This is a genomic window from Streptomyces sp. NPDC015346, from assembly GCF_043078785.1.
Taxonomy (GTDB): Bacteria; Actinomycetota; Actinomycetes; order Streptomycetales; family Streptomycetaceae; genus Streptomyces.
This window is the reverse complement of record NZ_JBIBTW010000002.1, coordinates 310,623-328,338: the sequence shown is the minus strand read 5'-3', so window position 1 is coordinate 328,338 and position 17,716 is coordinate 310,623. Positions and strand designations below refer to the sequence as shown.

Below are 17,716 nucleotides of genomic sequence, written 5' to 3'. Positions count from 1 at the left end.
AACACCCCCGCCATGGCACGAGTCCTGCTGATCGAAGACGACCTCGCCGTCCAGAAGGGCGTCACCCTCGCGCTCAAGCGCCGCGGACACGAGGTGGAGGTCGCGGCCAGCGGTGAGACCGGCCTGCTCGCGCTGGAGCGCCACCGTCCCGACCTGGTGCTGCTCGACCTGATGCTGCCGGGGATGAGCGGCCTGGAGGTGTGCCGGCGCATCCGCGAGAGCAAGCAGGTCCCGATCGTCATCCTCTCCGCCCGGGGCGACGACATCGACATGGTCGTCGGGCTGGAGGCCGGCGCCGACGACTACATCGTCAAACCGGCGAGCGGAGAGGTCCTCGAAGCCCGCATCAAGGCCGTCCTGCGCAGGGTCGCCCCCGCCCAGGGCGGTGAGACCGCCGAGCCCGCGCAGACGGGAGCGGAGCGGTACGGGGACCTGGCCGTGGACCGTACGGCGCTCATCGTGTCGAAGAACGGCAGCGAACTCGCCCTCGCCCCCTCCGAACTGAAGCTCCTGCTGTTCCTCTCCGCCACGCCGGGCCAGGTCTACAGCCGGCCGCAACTCCTGGAGCAGGTCTGGGAGCACTCCTTCTACGGCGACGCCCGCCTCGTCGACGCGTGCGTGATGCGCCTGCGGGCCAAGATCGAGGACGACCCGCGTACCCCTGTGTACGTGCAGACCGTGCGCGGCTTCGGCTACCGCTTCGGGCCCGTCACATGACCCTCCGGCTCCGCATCATCCCGCGCGGCCTGAGAGCACGGCTCGTCGCCGCCTTCCTGCTCGCCGTCGCCTTCGGCTCCCTGCTCACCGCGGGACTCACCTTCCTGCAGGCCCGCTCCGCGCTCCTGGACCGCACGCAGGACAACGCCGTCGCCGACCTGCGCGCCCAGCTCGACTCCCTCGCCCCCGGCCTGCCCTTCCCGCCCCGCACCGAGGACCTGCGCGACCTGGCCCGCCAGCTCGACCGGGCCGGCGGCGCCCACACCTGGCACACCTCCGCCGCCTACCAGGATGGCCCGCTCGTCTCCGCGTCTCCCGGCAGCCCGCCGCCCCCGTCCCGACTCCGCCAGGCGGTACGGGACGACGGCGAGGCCGCGTACCAGCGCATCGAACACGAAGGCCGCCCCTGGCTGGCGCTCGCCATGCCCGTCTCGTACGCCGATGACCGAGCACCGGCCGACGGCATGAGCAGGCCTTCCGGGCTGACCGTCTACGCCTCCTTCCCGCTCGACGACGACCAGGCCGACATCGCGGCCCTCCGCACCGCGGCCCAGGCCGGGGCGGTCCCGGCCCTCGCCCTTGCTCTCGTCCCCGCCCTGTTCGCCGCCCGCCGCGTCCTGCGTCCCGTACGCCGGCTCCACGACGGCGCCGAACGCATCGCCGCCGGCGAACTCGGCACCCGCCTCGAAGCCGACGGTCACGACGAGCTCGCCGACCTCACCCGTACGTTCAACACCATGGCGGCGACTCTGCAGAAGGACGACGCGGAACTGCGCCGCATGGAGGCGGGCGCGCGCCGCTTCGCCGCCGACGTCGCCCACGAACTACGCACCCCCCTCGCGGCGATGACCGCCGTCACCGAAGTCCTGGACGAGGACGCCGCCTCCGGCACCCTGCCGCCCGACACCGCCGACGCCGTCCGCCTCATCAGCGACGAGACCCGCACCCTCGCCCGCATGATCGAGGACCTCATGGAGGTCTCGCGCTTCGACGCCAAGACCGCACCCCTACGGCCCGAGCACGTCGACCTGCGCACGCTGATCGCCAAAACCCTGCACCTGCGCGGCTGGGACACCGATCCGCGTGTCACCGCCGACCTCGCCGGACCCGGACCCGGACCCGTCCCCGTCCACGCCGACCCCCGGCGCATCGACGTCATCCTCGCCAACCTCGTCGGCAACGCTTTGCGCCACGGCCACCCGCCCGTCACCGTCCGCGCCCGCACCGAGGGGGACCGGGCGGTCCTCACCGTGACCGATCACGGCCCCGGCATCCCCGCCCATGCCCTGCCCCACGTCTTCGACCGGTTCTACAAGGCCGACACCGCCCGCACCCGCTCCGAGGGCAGCGGCCTCGGCCTCGCCCTCGCCCGCGAGAACGCTCTGCTGCACGACGGCACCCTCACCGCCGCCAACGCACCCGGCGGCGGAGCCGTCTTCACCCTCACCCTCCCGCTCGACCCCACCCCGCCGGAAACCCGATGACACCCCGTACCCGTGCCTCAGCAGCGGTCCTCGCGGCGGCCATCGCCGTCCTGACCGCCGCCGGCTGTGGCATCACGCCCACCGGCCCCACCCCGGCCGGAGCCCCCGCGTCCGGAATCCAGCAGCCCGGCACCGAGGCCCGCAGGGTCCAGCTCTACTTCGCCGGCCCGTACGGACTGCGCGCGGTCAACCGTCCCACCGACCGCCCCCTCAGCCCCCAGCAGGCCCTCGACCTCCTCCTGGAAGGCCCCACCCCCGCCGAACGCGAACGGGGCCTGATCACCCGGGTACCGCCCATGGCCGGCCAGCTCACCGCCACCACCACGGAAGGCGCCGTCGACCTCTACGTCCCCCGCACCGTCAGCAGCGGCGACCTCGACGTCACCGCCGTCGCCCAACTCGCCTGCACCGCCGCCCACGCCCAGGTCCCCGGCGACCGCCCCGCCAGCCAGGTCGACATCCGCATCCACGAGAACCTCGCCCCCTCCCAGACCCCCTGGACCGTCCGCTGCGGACCCAACGGCACCGTGACACCGGTGACCGCCTAGGCGGTGCTTTGTTACACGTCACAAGATGTGGCCGGTGATTCTGGAACGCGCCCAGCGTCGTTCCCCGTGCTGTCACTTCAGTATGTGAGGCGCTGCACCTCGGACAACGACGACGGAGGCACCATGGGACTGGGCGCACGGATCAAGGCAGGGCTTGCCATGGTGGCGGTGGGGGCGGCCGTGGCCGCCGCGGCGGGGCCCGCGCAAGCGGTGACGGACCAGGAGGTTCTGGAGTACGTGGCCCTGGGCGATTCCGCGGCCGCGGGGCCGCTGATTCCGCAGCAGGACATCAATCTGCTCTGCCTGCGCTCGGACCGCAACTACCCGGCCGTGGCGGCCGAAGCGCTGGGCGCGAAGCTCACCGACGTGAGCTGTTCCGGGGCCACGACGGAGGACTTCGGCAGCAGAAGGCTCGGGGTGCTGCCCCCGCAGTTCGACGCGCTCAAGCCGAGCACCGACCTGGTCTCGGTCACCATCGGCGCGAACGACAGCGGGCTCTTCCAGACGGCACTGACCTGCGTCAACTTCCTGCCCGAACCCTTCGGTCTGTCCTGCTCCGACCGGCTCACGTCGGGCGGCCGGGACCGGCTCGCGGAGTCGGTGGCGCAGTGGGCGCCGACGTTCGGCGCCGCGCTCGCCGAGATCAAGAAGCGCTCCCCACAGGCGACGATCGTGGTCACCGGCTACGGGACGTACATCCGCGCGGGTGGCTGCCACCCCGCCCAGCCGGTGTGGGCCCGCGACGGCGACTACCTGCAGAGCGTGATGAACAAGATCAGCGCGGCGGCACGCGAGCAGGCGGCCAAGCACGGCGCGCGCTTCGTCGACGTCGCCGCGCTCACGGTGGGGCATGACATCTGCGCCGCGCCCGAGGACCGCTATCTGGAAGGCATCGTGCCCGCGCACGCGGCGGCGCCTCTGCATCCGAACGAGCAGGGCATGGCCGTCGTGGGCAACGCCGTCGCCGCAGCGGCGCGTTGAGAGACGGACCCGCCATGATGCTCCGTACCCGGGTCGCCGCCGCCTGTCTCGGCGTACTCGCCACGCTCCTGGTCACACTCACACTCACGCCCACCACGGCCGCGGCCGCCGCCGCGCCGCAGGACGACGGGCAGCTGCCCGTCGTCCACCACTCGGTCCCCGGTGTGCTCGCCTCCCTCGCCCACCCGGGCGCCGCGCCGCCCGGGGCCAACGACTGGTCCTGCCGCAGCGCGAGCCATCCCCGACCGGTGATCCTGCTGCACGGCACGCACGTCAACATGCTCATCAACTGGAACACGCTCTCCCCCCTGCTGAAGAACCACGGCTACTGCGTCTTCGCCCTCAACTACGGCGGCCTCAGGCTCGGCCAGGTCGGCGGCACCGGAGACATCCCCACCTCCGCCGGCCAGCTGGCCGCCTTCGTCGACCAGGTCCGGGAACGGACCGGCGCCGCGAAGGTCGACCTGGTGGGCCACTCGCAGGGCGGCACACTCGCCCAGTACTACGTGAAGTTCCTCGGCGGCGCGGACAAGGTGCACGACCTCGTGGGCCTCGCCCCCACCAGCCACGGGTCGACCGCGCTGGGCCTCGACCGGTGGATCAGCGCGCTGTTCCAGGTCTTCCCCGTGGTGGAGGACATCGCCGACGCCACGGATCCGGCGGCGCGCCAGCAACTGCGCGGCTCGGACTTCGTCAACAAGCTCAACTCCGTGCCGGACACCGTCCCGGGCGTGCGGTACACGACCATCGCCACCCGCTACGACCAGGTGGTGACCCCGTACACCTCACAGTTCCTGGACGGGCCCGGCGCGCGCAACATCACGGTTCAGGAGCGGTGCGCCAACGACTTCGCCGACCATCTCGCCCTCGCCTTCGATCATGTGGCGCTGCGCGAGGTGCTCAACGCCCTCGACCCGGCCACCGCCCGCGCCCCGGACTGCTCCACCCCGGTGCTGCCGGTCTTCGGCGGCTGACCACATCGGTCGGCAGACGTCGAAGAGCGTCAGCGGCGGCCCGCCGCCGAGCGGGCCGCCAGGGCGGCGGTGAGCAGTGCGACGTCCGTGACCCGCGTGGGGTCCAGACCGGTGAGTTCGGCGATCCGGCGGAGCCGGTAGTCGACCGTGTTCGGATGGACGTGCAGGTCGGCGGCGGTGGGCCGCCGGCTTCCGCACCGCAGATAGACCTCCAGGGTCCGCAGCAGCTCGTCGTTGCCGTCGAGGGGCAGCAGCAAGGACGCGAGCCGGTCGCGGGCGACACCGGGGCGCGACAGCTGGTACTCCAGCAGGACGTCGTCGAGGCGGTAGAGGCCGGCCGGGCGGCCGCGGTCGAGCGCCACGTCGAGAATCTCCCGAGCCGTCTCCGCCGCCCCGGCCACGTCTTGCGGCCCGCCGGCCGTGGCTCCCACGGTCACCACCGCCCCGGCGGCCCGGCCGACGTCGGCGACGGTGCGTTCCAGGCGGGCCCAGTCGCCGGGCGTGAGCGCGTCGGCCGTCACCGGGTGCGGCAGCAACACCAGGCCGCCCTCCGCGGTGAGCGAGAACAGCACCGTATCGCGCGCCTGCCGCTCCAACTCCGTCCGCAGCCGCCGCAGTTTACGGCGCCCGGCCACCGCACTGTCGACCTTTCCCGTCGTCTCGTCGAGATGCGCGCCCACGTCGACGGCGAGTACCAGGTAGCACGGCGGAAGCCGAAGCCCCGCCCGTTCGGCCGCGGCCTCGGCCGGACCTCCGTCGAGCAGCGCCCGCAGCAGGGCGTGGCGCGCCGAACGCTCGTCGTCGTACCGAGTCTGCCGTTCGTCGAGGTACCCCGCGGCCACGGCGGGCGTGACCAGCTCCAGATAGCGCAGGGCCAGCGCGTTCACGGCCATCACGTCCCCGACCTCCTCCGGCCGCACCTCGGGGGTCAGCGACCGCCACACCACCTGGACGCCGATGTGGTACGCGGTGAGCACGATGTCGATCGGGATGCCCTCCTCGGCCCGCCGGGCCGCGGACTCGCGCAGGAACTCCAGCTCCTCGCGGTGCGGCAGCGAGCTCGTGCGCAGCACGGAGACGAAGGACCGCACGGTCTGCTCGATGACCCGCGTGATGTCGCCCGCGAGCTCCTCGGAGGGCAGCACCCCGTAGGCGGGGATGCGTTCGGTGATCTCGCCGAGTACGAGCCGGGTGAAGGCGGGCAGATCCGCGGTCAGCCGCTCGTGCAGCGGCCGTCCCCCGATCCGGAACTCTCCGGTCCTGTCATCCGCCACGCCACTCACTCCCGGATCCCGGCGTCCCGCCGGCGGTCGACCGAGTCGTACGTGACACATCATGACAGTCGCGAGCCCCGGGTCATCCCGCCTGTATGCCGTCCCGGCCCGGTCGGGACGGCGAAACAGCGAACCAGTGATCTCAATTCGGCACAGGCCCTAGCCGGATGTCTCCGGGCCCCACAGGTCGCAGTGGTGCTCACCGGGCAGTTCGGCCGTGGTGGCGTTGCCACCGGCGCCGCTCGTACGCAAGCGAAGCACGCGGCCGGGCTGGGAACCCTGTTCCGGCATGGTGGGCTGGCCGGCGGCGCTGGGGGCGTCGCCATGGATGAAGGAGCCCCAGTACGCGGTCATCTGCCGGGACAGGGCACGCTGTTCGGCGTTGAACTCCACGCTGCGGCCGTAGGGCTTGAAGAGGTAGTTCAGCTCGGCGGCGTGGGTGGCGCCGAAGTCGAAGTCGGTGTTCTGCGGGAGGGAGGCGAAGAGCGGTGATGTGCGGTCGGCGAACTCGTAGCCGTAGACGCGTCCGCGTTCGGCGAGCAGCGGGTTGACGCGCAGCGCCGGGCAGGCGAAGAGGCGGTCACCGAAGGCGGCGGCGTAGGCGTAGGCGGGCCGCTCGTAGGCGCTGAGCGGGTAGCGGTCCAGGGCGCGGGTGCCGGCCTCCTGCCCGAAGGTGTCGATGAGGGCCTGCGGGTAGGCGTCAGCGGTCAGGGTGTTGCCCCAGCGGTCGAAGGAGTCGTACGCGAAGACCAGTCCCTCCTTGCTGTTGGCGCCGTTCATGACGGGTACCCGTACGGCCTCTTTGGTGGCGAAGGCTTCGGCGGGTTGGCGCGGGAGCCCGGCGCCGCCGACGGTGTAGCCCCAGCTGCGCGTGTCCTGCTGGGCGTCCAGGATCTGTTCGGTGGGCTTGGCGCGCAGGCAGGCGGCCGCGGTGCCCGGATCGGTGCACCCCACCTTGGCGGCGAAGGCCAGGCCGGCTTCGACGGCCTGCTTCCGCGGGGTGCCGGCGCAGTCGCCGTAGGCGCCGCTCTGGATGATGGCGGCCCGGTACAGGCCCCGGCTGGACGGCGAGGCCAGCTGAGTGCACACGGCACGGCCGCCGGCCGACTCACCGGCGAGGGTCACCTGCCGGGGATCACCCCCGAAGCGGCGGATGTTGCTCTGGACCCAGCGCATGGCCAGCTGCTGGTCGAGGAGGGCGAAGTTGCCCGAGGTGTCCGGCAGGGTGAGGAAACCCATGGCGCCGAGGCGGTAGTTGAAGGTGACGACCACTGTGTCGGTACGGCGGGCGAACTCATCGGGGACGATGTCACGACCGGCGCCGCCTACGTTGCCGCCGCCGTGTACCCAGACCATGACGGGCAGCCGGCCCCGGTCTCCGTGCCGCTGACCGGCGGGCGGGGTGTAGACGTTGGCTGTCAGGCAGTCCTCAGTGGTGTGGCGTTCCTCGAAGCCGGGGGCCCAGTACGTGTTCTGCGCGCAATAGTCGCCGTACTGGGTGGCATCCCGTACGCCGCGCCAGGCTCGCGCGGGCAGTGGCGCCGTCCAGCGCCGTTCACCGGTGGGCGGCTGGGCGTAGGGGATGCCCAGGAACTGGTGGCCGTCGGCGGTGGCCCGGCCGCGGATCCAGCCGTTGGCGGTGTGCACCATCGGCGACCGGTCCGCCGGCCGATCCGTCGCGGCCTGGGATGGGGCCGGGGTCAGCCAGGTGGCTACGAGCGCCAGCATCAGCGCCAGCGCGCTCTGACCTGCGCGTGCCGCTCTTCGTGCGCGCAGCGGGGGTCTCAAGGTCAGTGGCATAGGGTCTCCTCCGGGCCGTGGCGTGGCGTTGCGTGGCCAGAGGATAGGTGCCTAGTGCCATAGGTGACTAGTGCCATATGCGGGAAGTCGGTGAAGGGAAATGAAGCTCGAGCACGTTCTGCTCGGATTCGTGGCCATGCGTCCCTGTACCGGCTACGACCTGAAGCGATGGCTGGCCAGCGAGATGGGCCGCATGACCGGCCTGCCCGGTCAGCAGAGCCAGATCTACCGGACCCTGAACCGGATGTGCGCCGACGGCTGGATCGACTACACCCTGGAGCGCAACGAGGGGCGCCCGGACGCCAAGGTCTACCGGCTGACGGAAGCGGGCGAACACGAGCTGCGCCGACGGCTTGCGGAGCCGTACGTCCCTTCCCCGGACCCGGCCGACCCCGAGTTCCTGATGCGCTACCTCTTCACCGTCTTCCTCACCAAGGAAGAGCAGATCGCTCTCGTCCGCACGGAACTGGACGCACGCCGCGCCCAGTACGAGCGTTTCCTCGCCCGGGACATCCGCGAGGAGCCCTGGCTGCCGGGGATCGACCGCACCCGCATGGTGCGTCTCCTGGACCACGTCCATGACGGCAAGGGGCGCGCCCTTTTGTCCCACGTGCGCTGGCTGGAAGACATCCTCAAGGAATTGACGACATGACTCACCAGTCCCTTACGCCACCCACTCCCAGGGCCTGATCACCTTCCTGAACGGCACATCAAGCTCTGGGAAGTCCAGCATCGCGGGGGAATTGCTCGCGATCCTCGATGACCTGTACTTCTACCTCGCGGTGGACGTCTTCCACGCCCTGCGGGCCCGCCGCGACGACCTCACCCCCGACCAGCTGCGGGCCAGCCCCGGACCTCCTCGGCGGCCCCGCCCCCAGGGGCGCGTACGGTGGTGAGCGTGGCCACCGTTGATGACATTCCGCGTCCCCAGGAGCTGATGCTCACCTTCCTGGGTGACTGGGTGCTGGGCCGGGACGTGTGCGTGTACTCGGGGAGCGTCATCGAGCTCTTCGGTCGGGTGGGGGTCGGTGAGCAGGCGACCCGTTCGACGCTGACGCGCATGGTCGGGCGTGGCCTGCTGCGGCGGCAGCGCGAGGGGCGGCGGATGTACTTCGGGCTCACCGAGCGCTCGGAGGCGGTGCTGCGGGACGGTGAGCGCCGCATCTGGGGGAGCGGCGCGGTCAATCGGCACTGGGACGGTACGTGGACCCTGCTGGGGTTCTCCCTGCCGGAGAGCTGGCAGCGGCAACGCCACGATCTGCGTTCGCGGTTGGCCTGGAGCGGCTTCGGTCCGCTGTTCGGAGGGGTGTGGATCGCGCCGGGCCATGTCGACGTGGACCCGATCGTCACGGCGCTGGGCCTCGACGCGCACGTGAAGGTGTTCCGTGCCCAGGCCGACGCCGGCATGGACATCGGCGCGATGATCGAGGAGGCCTGGGAGCTGGCCGAACTGGCCGATCAGTATGGCCTTTTCGTACGCCGGTGGCAGTCGGCGGAGTCGGCTGACCCCGACGGCGACGACCCGCTGGCGGTACGGTCGCGGCTGTCCGCCGAGTGGCTGCGGATCATCCGGCGGGACCCCCGGCTGCCGGTCGGGCACCTGCCGGACGACTGGCCGGCCGAGCAGGCGGAGAAGACGTTCCGCGCGGTGCACGAGCGCCTCACCCCGGGGGCGCGCGCGACGGCGGAGCGGCTGCTCGACGTCGTACCGGTACGGCCGGAGGCGGAGCGGGACGCCTGAGCCGGAGCGACCACGACGGTCCGGACTCCGCCTGCGCCACTACGCCCTGCTGCTGAAGGTGGCCAAGACCGGCCTGGGTTGGTGCCCGGAGCTTCTCCACGGGGGGCTTCTGTCGCGTGATGTTGTGCAGGATCTTGACGGCTGTGAAATAAATGCCTAACTTCGCCGGGCATCGGCACCGTCAGGATGCCGTCCTCACCGCGTCTGGGAGCTCCCCGTGCAGCCATCCCGTACCTCCGCCTCCGGCACCGCAGTCCATCAACCCGCTCAAGACATGCGGCAGTTGCGCCGTGTCGCGCTGTCCGGACTGCTCGGCACCGCCGTCGAGTTCTACGACTTCCTCGTGTACGGCACGGTCGCCGCGCTCGTCTTCGGGGAACTGTTCTTCCCCACGGCCGACCCGGCGGTCGGCACCATCGCAGCGTTCGGCACGTTCGCGGCCGGATACGTGGCCCGGCCGCTCGGCGGCATCGTCTTCGGCCACTTCGGTGACCGGATCGGCCGCAAATCGATGATGCTGCTCACCATGGTCCTGATGGGGGCGGGGAGTTTCCTCATCGGACTGCTGCCGACCTACGACGCCATCGGCGTCTGGGCCCCCGTACTGCTGGTGGCGCTGCGCGTGGTGCAGGGCATCGCGATCGGCGGGGAGTGGGGCGGCGCCACGCTCATGGTCGTCGAACACGCCGAGCGCACCCAGGGAGCCGGCCGCCGCCGCGGCCTGTGGTCGAGCTTCACCCAACTCGGCGCACCGCTCGGCTCCGTACTGTCGGCAGGCGTCGTCACCCTGGTCGCGACCCTCCCGGACGACGAGTTCCGCACCTGGGGCTGGCGCGTGCCGTTCCTGCTGAGCGTGGCTCTGCTCGCCGTCGGGCTTTTCGTACGGCTCAAGGTGGCGGAGAGCCCGCTCTTCGCGGAAGCGGAAGCGGAGGCGGACGCGGAAGCGGAGGCGGGGGCTGAGGCGGACGCTGAGGCGGGCGCGGAGAAGGCGCCTCGCCGGGCGTCCCGGCCGCCCGTCGCGGAGGTCCTGCGCCGCCCCAAGCCCCTGCTGCTCGCCTGCGGCGTCGGCATCGGGGCCTTCACCGCGCAGGCCCTGCTGACCAGCTTCATGATCTCGTACGCGGTGGAGCAGGGTTACACCCGGCCGCAGGTGCTCACGGCCGTGACCGCCGCCTCCTTCGTGGCCCTCGCCGTCCTGCCCGCCGCCTCCGCGCTGTCCGACCGCGTCGGCCGCCGTCCGGTCGTCCTCGCCGGCGCCCTGGCATCGGCCGCGCTGGCCTTCCCCGTGCTCGCGCTCGTCGGATCGGGCTCCCCGGGGCTGCTGATCCTCGCCCTCGTCCTCGGGCACGGTGTCGCGCAGTCGACCATGTACGGGCCCCTCGGAGCGCTGCTCTCCGAGATGTTCGGCACCCGTGTCCGGTACACCGGGGCTTCGCTCGGGTACCAAGCGGCGACCCTCGTCGGAGCGGGCTTCTCCCCGATGATCGCGAGCAGCCTGCTGGCGACGTACGACGGAAGCTCCACCCCGATCTCGCTCCTGCTGTGCGGTGGGGCGTTGATCACCGCGCTCACCGTGTGGCGGATGCGCGAGACGCACGGCGACTCGCTCGACTCGCCCGCGCCCGACGTCAACGCGCCCGAGGTCAACGGCCCCGAGGTCAGCGCCCCCGAGGTTAACGCCCTCAAGGTCAACGGCCCCAAGGTCAACGGCCCCAAGGTTAGCGGCCCCGAGCTCAACGGCCCCGCCCAGGAAGGGACTCGTCCGTGAACCACCGTCACCGCACCCAGACCGCTCTGGCCGTCACCGCCGTCCTCGCCCTCACCACCAACCTGCCCGCACAGGCGTCGGCCGTGCCCCGCGACGACACGCACCTGGAGGGGCGGCTGGCATCCGGGGCCGCGTACACGATGGACGTACCCGCCCGCTGGAACGGCACCGTCCTGCTGTACAGCCACGGCTACGTGCCGTCGGGAGCCCCCAACCCCGCCCGCAACGCGCCTGACCAGGAGACCCGCGGGAGACTCCTGGAGAAGGGCTACGCCCTCATCGGCTCCTCCTACGCCACGACCGGCTGGGCCGTCAGCGACGCGGTTCCCGACCAACTGGCCACCCTGGAACTGTTCGCCCAGAAGTTCGGGTCGGCCCGGCGGACCATCGCCTGGGGCACCTCGTACGGCGGACTTGTCACCACGGCGATCGTCGAACGCCACCCGGATCGGATCGACGGGTCGCTGTCGCTGTGCGGGCTGGTGCAGGGCGGCGTGGCCAACTGGAACAACACTCTCGACCCCGTCTTCGCCCTCAAGGCGCTGCTGGCGCCCGACTTGGACATCCCCCTCACCGGCTTCGCCGACCAGACGGAGGCGAGGAACGCCGCGCGCGCTCTCACCCGTGAGGTGGCGGCCGCCCAGCAGACCCCCGAGGGCCGCGCCCGGATCGCGCTCGCCGCCGCGCTCCACAACATCCCCGGTTACAACGACGCCGCACAGCCCGAGCCCGCTCCGACGGACTGGGAAGGGCAGCAGGCCAACCAGTACGCCGCCGTCACCGGCCTGCTGCAGACCGCGGCGTTCGCCTGGCGGCAGGAGGCCGAGTCCCGCGCCGGCGGCAACCCGTCCTGGAACACGAACGTCGACTACGCCGCGATGCTGCGCCGGTCCTCGGTGTACAAGGAGGTGACCGAGCTCTACGAGAAGGCCGGGCTGTCGTTGCGGCAGGACGTGACGACCCTGAACCGCGCCCCACGGATCGACGCCGACCCGCAGGCGGTGGCCTGGATGCGGCGTACCAGCACCTTCACCGGGCGGCTCTCCGACCCGCAGTTGAACCTTCACACGACGGGCGACGAGCTGATTCCCGTCCAGGCCGAGAGCGCCTACCGCCGGGCCGCGACCGCCGGCGGATCGGCCGCGCTCCTGCGCCAGGCGTACGTCGACGCACCCGGACACTGCACCTTCACCCTGGGGGAGAACCTCGCAGCCGTCCACACCCTGGAGGAGCGCCTGACCACCGGCCACTGGAAGACATCCCCGGCCGACCTCAACGCCCATGCCCAGCAGGAGGTTCCGTGGACCGATCCCCGCTTCGTCTCCGCGCGACCGACCGCCTATCCCCGCCCCTACGACCTGGCCCCTCCGGGGGACACCCGCAAGTGACGGCGCGGTCGGGCCCGCTCCGCGCGGGAACCAACCGTGCCAGTGGCCGTCAGGAGCGTCCTGGGCGGACGGCTACAAGTTCTGCTCGGACCTGGTCGAGCTGCAGGCCTACGAGGTCGCGGCGATCCGCGAGAAGCTCACCGTGTCCCGCCGGTTCATCACGGGGGCCGTCGCCCCGCACGCCGCGCTGCAACCGAAGGGCCGGTGGGTCAAGCACCTGAACACCGAGCTCAACTCGGTGGAGTCCACGCTCGAAATGATCGCGGACTACGGACTACAGCGGCGCCATCCTGGCTAGGCCGACGGCGTCGGGGCGGCCGTCGATGGAGAGGAAGACACCGAAGGGCTGCCGGCCGACGACCTCACCGGTGATGCGGATACCGACGGGCAGAACGCGGACGGTCTCGGTCCAGGCCGAGGCCGCGTCAGGCGTGCGCCTGCCGTTCTCCCCGGGCCAGGCGTACTCGCTCATTCGCAGATCATGGCATGGCCGGTCACGCCCAGAGAGGCGTCGGTCGACGGGGTACCCCAGTACCCCACGCCCCGATCAGACGGCCAGGCGGGGCTGGGCGCTGTGGGCACGGCATGATCCGAAAGACACCGCTTAGCGGTCTCACGTTCGTGGTGCCTGTCAGGTACTTCCGGTCCAGCCAGCTCAGTCGCCGCGGTGTGTCAATGGGCCTCAAGAGTCGAGCACGGCGGCCACGGCCTCGATCTCGACGAGCTGGTCCTCATAACCGAGCACGGTGACGCCCATCAAGGTGCTGGGAACGTCATGGTCAGCGAACGAGTCCCGGACTACCCCCCAGGCAGCCACCAAATCCTCCCGCCGCGCCGATGCGACGAGAACCCTGGTACTGATGACGTCCTGGAGTGATGCGCCGGAGGCAGCGAGAGCAGCCTGCATGTTCTCGACTGCTTTCAATGCCTGACCCGCGTAGTCCCCGACCGCTGCCGTCGAGCCGTCGTCGTTGAGGGGACACGCCCCTGCGAGGAAGATCAGGCGGGAATCGGCGGGCGCCGTGGCTGCATAGGCATACTCGGCGATGTCGGACAGGGAGGCGGAGCGGATCAGCGTGATGGCACGAGCCACGGTCGTCGGGTCCTTTCCCATCGGAAGTTGAGCGCGGACATCCTGTCAACGACCCGGTGGCACCCGCCTCCCGTTTTCGCGCCGCCCCTCGGCAATGCCGTCGTTTCTGGTCGACACTCCTGGACCGGATGATCACCCACTGACTCCACCTGGGTCCGGACCCGGAACGGCAACAGCCTGCTGCGGGTGATCAGCGCGATGCTCGACGTGATCCTTAAGGAGGCCGGACGAGGACCGGGACGCCGGGAGTGTGCTGGTACTGGACCGGATCGTCCGCCGCGCTTACACGCGGGACAAGATCATCCGAAACGTGACCACGCTCGCCGAACAGCTGACGGGACGCCGAAGGGGCCGCGACGGCAAGCCGTGACTACGGAGATCTACCGGCGGCAGAATCGCCGTATGAGCAAGCCGACGAGTATCAAGATCAGTGAGGCTGTCCGTGACCGGCTGCGGCTGCTGGCGGAGGAGCGCGGTACGACGATCACCGACCTGCACGCCACCAGGTCCGCTTCTCCGAGAGTGTCGCGTTCACCGCGGGCCATGCTGTCGAGGGGAGGCACGGGAGTCCGGTGCTGTTCGATTGTCAGACGGTTAGAAGATGTCGGCCGAGGTGCCCTGTGTGGGGTTCTCGAGGATCGTTCGTAGCCAAGGGCTGCGAACGGCTGGTAGCCGGACCAAGGTGTGCTGGAACGTTCCTCGGTCAGCTCGGAACGAGTAGTTGGGGAGCGGCGGGAGCGGGTCGTCGCGGAGTACGTCCTTGGGTATGCGGCCTGATGCTGGAACCGGCAGGTATGGCTGGGGAGAGACCAACCACAGCCACACCCCCAGCGGCAGAGGCACGGGGTATGCAGACGCAGTCGGGCCGACGGGGGTCCAGGTCTCACCTGTCTGGGGGTGGACCGGTACAAAGAGGATGTCGACGCCCGCACCTGGGGAGGGCTGTCCCGGTCCAGCCAGGACGGCGCGCCGCTTCGGGGGGCATGCCGGCAGCAGGGTGTCAAGCGCGCGTTGGAACACGTCCGCGGTCAGACCGCCTGGGACCTCAACCGGCTGCCCTTGGGAGGCAACCAGGAGGTGGGCAAGCGCCTGGCCGGCTGCCGCCTCCCACTGCGGGCTCCACGACCAGTAGTGGTCCGACCACAACCGTCCTCCCCATGTGGCAATCGGCTCGAACGGGGGCACTTTCTCCCCCTTCTCTGCCAGCTCCGCCCAGGAGAGGGGTGCAGCGTGGACTCCGTCGACGGGGACGCGGTGCACGGCTTCCGGGTTGAGCCGCACTTGCTGCCAGAGCGAGCAGTCGTCGACCCTGGTCGCCACGGGGAGGTCGCACGTCTCGCAGGCCATGTTGGGCCCGTCGGCTCCGTCGAGGCCGCAGCAGGCACCGCCGCGCTTCTCAGGAATCAGCCGGGTTCCCCGGGTGTCGCCGGGCGCGATGACGCTCGCCCCGGGCGTGCTGTCGGATAGGGCGTAGACCGGCGCGTAGATGCCGCGCGCTTCCGCCTCGCCCGGATCGATCTCGTCCCACATCCGCCACGGCCCTCCCCAGGGGTCCGGGTCCACGGCGAACGTCCCCGACTCCATGAGCACCGGAAGCTGGGCACCGTTCCCGTACTTCTGACGGGCGTGGATTGGCAGTGAGACCTGGGACAGAGGGGTAGTCAGCTCAGCGCCGCATCCCGCACACACGAAAACGAACAAATGCCCTCCGCCTGGGAAACAGAGGCATCGTCGCAGCTCGCCAACAGTAAGCCAACCTGTTTTCTCATCCGTCGCGGGAACGGCACCTGCCACCGCCGTGGGGTATCAACGCAGCGCGGGCAAGTGCTCGTCCTCGGCCTCCGACGACGGCAAGCGACTCACGCAGTGCTCGAGTTCCCGGGTGCCCCGTGGCGCCTGCCGAAGTGGTGAACATCAGCTGCCCATTCTCGGGTTCTGGCTCAACTTCTGGGGTGACGGGCGGGCGACGTGGTCCTTCGGCTCGCAGTGCCAGACATCGCCCAGGCCGGATGTCTTCGGAAGACCTGAGCAGAAGCGCCGGGGTCCGGTTTCACAGAAGTCGAGCCAGAACCCATTCTCGTGAACGAAGCCGGCCGTCCCCTCCGCCGCGCAGGTGGAGGCCCAGCGGCGGGCGAACTCCAGGGCGTCGAGCAGGTCCTGGTGGACACCGCCGAGGATCGGCTCGGCGCAGTCGGCCGGATCGGCCCCGTGCTCGACGCAGAAGCCGGCCGCCATCGCCAGCATCGGCCGTGGGCCGGTAGGCGGGAAGGCGGGAAGCAACGCTGCCAGCCGGGATTCTGCCCGTACGCGGAGATCCCCGACGCCGGCCACCTCCTCCACTACGAGCCCCCAAGGGCCTGGAGCAAGACCGTCGAGCCGTACCTGAACGGGGTCCTGACGCCGTAGCGGCCTTGGTGATCGGATGGCCGCCCTCTACGATCATGCCCATGTCGATCAGCTCACCCATACCCGTCCTGCGCGGCTCCGGCGGAGTCGTCCTCCAAGCCGAGGAGGACGACCTCGTGTTGACCCGAGGGCGCGAGGAGACGCGCATCCCGCTCCAGGCCGTCCGGACGGTCCAGGCGGAGGGCCGTGCCGTCGCCGTGGAGCTCACCGCCCCGGCCGGATCGACCCCGGCCGTCCACCGGGTCGGGGGCGTGAGCGAGGCGGCGGCCACGATGTTCGCCGACGCGGTCAACGCGAGCCTGCCCGAGTCCGCGGACGAGTCCGCGGAAGCTGCCGACGGCTCGGCCCTCGTCACCGTCAGCACGCTGACGGAGTCCGACGAGGACGCTTGGTTCCGCAAATTCACGTTCTGGGCGTGGACCGCCGGCCTCCTGATCGTCGCGATGACCGTGGTCATCGGGATCCTGGGGCCGATGGAGATGGCGGTCCTGTTCCTTTTGGTCACCCCGTTCGGCGTGGGGATCACCGCGTTCGGGGCCGGTTTGCTGTCGCACATGTACGACATCTGGTATCTGCCCCGGCATGGCATCACCGTCGAGGCGAAGCGCAACGGCGTGAGCTACGTGTACACCGACATGCAGGGCGCGACCCACAGCAGGATCGACCTGCTCGGGAGGAGCACTGCCCCGACCGTCCAGGTCGCCTATCGCCCGGGACGTCCCGGCGTATCGACCTTCGTGTACTCGTGGCTCCGCAAGGTGTGGCTCACCTCCTTCTGGCTGGTCATCCTCCTCGTCGGCCTCGCCATCACCGCCGTGAGCGTCGCCATCGTGGTCGAGCTCTTCTAAATTCGTTCGCTCTGTCGATCCTGTTCGCCACGGCCGCCCACCAGCGGGCAACGACGCAGACGCCGACGCGCAGGCCGAGGGCAGGTCATCATCCTGCGCCGTCCGGCCTACGTCCGCCCCCTGGCCCACGAGCCAGTGCCCGCCACCCGGCAGCAGAGGGGACGGGCACTGTGCATATGCCTCGGGTTCGTGCACGACCCTATTGCGCACAGCCCACCGGTGCCAGGCTGTGCCCACGCGGTCCTCGCGACCCCCCGGAGAGGAACCGCGCCCCGGCCCCGCCTGTCCCGAGCTGGCGGGGCCGCGCCGCCCCTCCCGGCTCCCCACGGGAGGGCGCAGGCGTGCGCCCGGAACTCACTGTCAGACCCCCCTCGTAGCGTCGTGAGCGTGGGCCGGGCCCTGCCGGCTACCGGAGCACGGGAGCGGGACATGGGCGAGATCAGCGTGAACAGCCAGCACCTACGGCACGCCGTATCAGCAGACGTTCGCCGAGCTCGCCGACACTCACCGCGGCCGGCCCCCGGCGGAGAGCTTCCCGCTGCTACGCGCGGCCGCAGACCGGGCCCTGCTCGGCTTCACGCCCGCCGATCTCCGGGAGCAGGCAGAGGCGATCAGCACCGGCCGCCCGTACACCCTGCGCGTCGTGGTCACGGGCCGCTGGCCAGTCGCAAATGGGTGTGCGATCACAGCTCCG

At 70.9% G+C, this 17,716-nt stretch carries 17 protein-coding genes and 1 pseudogene; 12 read left to right on the top strand and 6 right to left on the bottom strand.

Going from position 1 to position 17,716, the window contains the following annotated elements; translation table 11 throughout:
- The first annotated feature begins 12 nt into the window (after positions 1 to 12).
- The 5 genes from ACF06X_RS07475 to ACF06X_RS07455 all read left to right on the top strand — a co-directional run bounded on the left by ACF06X_RS07475 (position 13) and on the right by ACF06X_RS07455 (position 4,704).
- The gene (locus tag ACF06X_RS07475) at positions 13 to 717 is read left to right on the top strand and encodes a response regulator (protein WP_392286267.1); all 705 of its coding nucleotides are present in this window, start codon (positions 13 to 15) and stop codon (positions 715 to 717) included.
- On the top strand, positions 714 to 2,201 hold the full coding sequence (locus ACF06X_RS07470; protein ID WP_392286266.1) for a sensor histidine kinase: 1,488 nt from the start codon (positions 714 to 716) through the stop codon (positions 2,199 to 2,201). Before ACF06X_RS07475 ends, ACF06X_RS07470 begins: the two co-directional genes overlap by 4 nt.
- Positions 2,198 to 2,749, top strand: a complete 552-nt coding sequence (locus ACF06X_RS07465; RefSeq protein ID WP_392286265.1) for a hypothetical protein — start codon at positions 2,198 to 2,200, stop codon at positions 2,747 to 2,749. Before ACF06X_RS07470 ends, ACF06X_RS07465 begins: the two co-directional genes overlap by 4 nt.
- A 123-nt stretch (positions 2,750 to 2,872) precedes the next feature.
- Positions 2,873 to 3,730, top strand: a complete 858-nt coding sequence (locus ACF06X_RS07460) for an SGNH/GDSL hydrolase family protein (RefSeq protein WP_392286264.1) — start codon at positions 2,873 to 2,875, stop codon at positions 3,728 to 3,730.
- A 14-nt stretch (positions 3,731 to 3,744) separates the two neighbouring features.
- Entirely contained in the window at positions 3,745 to 4,704 is a 960-nt protein-coding gene (locus ACF06X_RS07455; protein ID WP_392286263.1) for an esterase/lipase family protein, read from the top strand.
- A gap of 29 nt (positions 4,705 to 4,733) precedes the next feature.
- On the opposite strand, the gene ACF06X_RS07450 is transcribed toward ACF06X_RS07455, so the two are convergent.
- Together ACF06X_RS07450 and ACF06X_RS07445 are read right to left on the bottom strand one after the other, a co-directional pair.
- A complete protein-coding gene (locus ACF06X_RS07450; protein ID WP_392286262.1) occupies positions 4,734 to 5,978 on the bottom strand; it encodes a PucR family transcriptional regulator in 1,245 nt (414 codons plus the stop codon).
- 159 nt (positions 5,979 to 6,137) lie between these two features.
- Positions 6,138 to 7,778 carry a carboxylesterase/lipase family protein gene (locus tag ACF06X_RS07445; RefSeq protein ID WP_392286261.1) on the bottom strand — a complete coding sequence of 547 codons (1,641 nt, stop codon included), beginning with the start codon at positions 7,776 to 7,778 and terminating at the stop codon, positions 6,138 to 6,140.
- A gap of 100 nt (positions 7,779 to 7,878) precedes the next feature.
- Between ACF06X_RS07445 and ACF06X_RS07440 the strand changes: the two genes are divergently transcribed.
- The 6 genes and pseudogenes from ACF06X_RS07440 (at position 7,879) to ACF06X_RS07415 (ending at position 12,973) form a co-directional block, all read left to right on the top strand.
- Complete coding sequence (locus tag ACF06X_RS07440; RefSeq protein WP_392286260.1) at positions 7,879 to 8,430, top strand: PadR family transcriptional regulator; 552 nt, start codon at positions 7,879 to 7,881, stop codon at positions 8,428 to 8,430.
- 34 nt (positions 8,431 to 8,464) lie between these two features.
- Positions 8,465 to 8,617, top strand: a pseudogene (locus ACF06X_RS07435) (chloramphenicol phosphotransferase); the annotation flags it as partial.
- A 98-nt stretch (positions 8,618 to 8,715) separates the two neighbouring features.
- A complete protein-coding gene (locus tag ACF06X_RS07430) occupies positions 8,716 to 9,519 on the top strand; it encodes a PaaX family transcriptional regulator C-terminal domain-containing protein (protein WP_392286878.1) in 804 nt (267 codons plus the stop codon).
- A 274-nt stretch (positions 9,520 to 9,793) separates the two neighbouring features.
- Entirely contained in the window at positions 9,794 to 11,287 is a 1,494-nt protein-coding gene (locus ACF06X_RS07425; protein ID WP_392286259.1) for an MFS transporter, read from the top strand.
- Entirely contained in the window at positions 11,284 to 12,675 is a 1,392-nt protein-coding gene (locus ACF06X_RS07420) for a prolyl oligopeptidase family serine peptidase (RefSeq protein ID WP_392286258.1), read from the top strand. The genes ACF06X_RS07425 and ACF06X_RS07420 overlap by 4 nt, the downstream gene beginning before the upstream one ends.
- Before the next feature lie 142 nt (positions 12,676 to 12,817).
- Entirely contained in the window at positions 12,818 to 12,973 is a 156-nt protein-coding gene (locus ACF06X_RS07415; protein ID WP_392286257.1) for a hypothetical protein, read from the top strand.
- Here the strand turns inward: ACF06X_RS07415 and ACF06X_RS07410 are convergent.
- The 4 genes from ACF06X_RS07410 to ACF06X_RS07395 form a co-directional block, all read right to left on the bottom strand.
- A complete protein-coding gene (locus ACF06X_RS07410) occupies positions 12,950 to 13,147 on the bottom strand; it encodes a hypothetical protein (protein WP_392286256.1) in 198 nt (65 codons plus the stop codon). The two genes, ACF06X_RS07415 and ACF06X_RS07410, sit on opposite strands and share 24 nt — an antisense overlap.
- Positions 13,148 to 13,357: 210 nt before the next feature.
- Positions 13,358 to 13,768: a RidA family protein gene (locus ACF06X_RS07405; protein WP_392286255.1), complete on the bottom strand. Its 411-nt coding sequence runs from the start codon at positions 13,766 to 13,768 to the stop codon at positions 13,358 to 13,360.
- A 594-nt stretch (positions 13,769 to 14,362) separates the two neighbouring features.
- Entirely contained in the window at positions 14,363 to 15,469 is a 1,107-nt protein-coding gene (locus tag ACF06X_RS07400; protein WP_392286254.1) for a hypothetical protein, read from the bottom strand.
- Positions 15,470 to 15,682: 213 nt separating this feature from the next.
- Positions 15,683 to 16,108: a hypothetical protein gene (locus tag ACF06X_RS07395; protein WP_392286253.1), complete on the bottom strand. Its 426-nt coding sequence runs from the start codon at positions 16,106 to 16,108 to the stop codon at positions 15,683 to 15,685.
- Positions 16,109 to 16,215: 107 nt separating this feature from the next.
- Here ACF06X_RS07395 and ACF06X_RS07390 point away from each other — a divergent pair, with 107 nt between their 5' ends.
- A complete protein-coding gene (locus ACF06X_RS07390; protein ID WP_392286252.1) occupies positions 16,216 to 17,022 on the top strand; it encodes a hypothetical protein in 807 nt (268 codons plus the stop codon).
- Positions 17,023 to 17,716 lie beyond the last annotated feature (694 nt).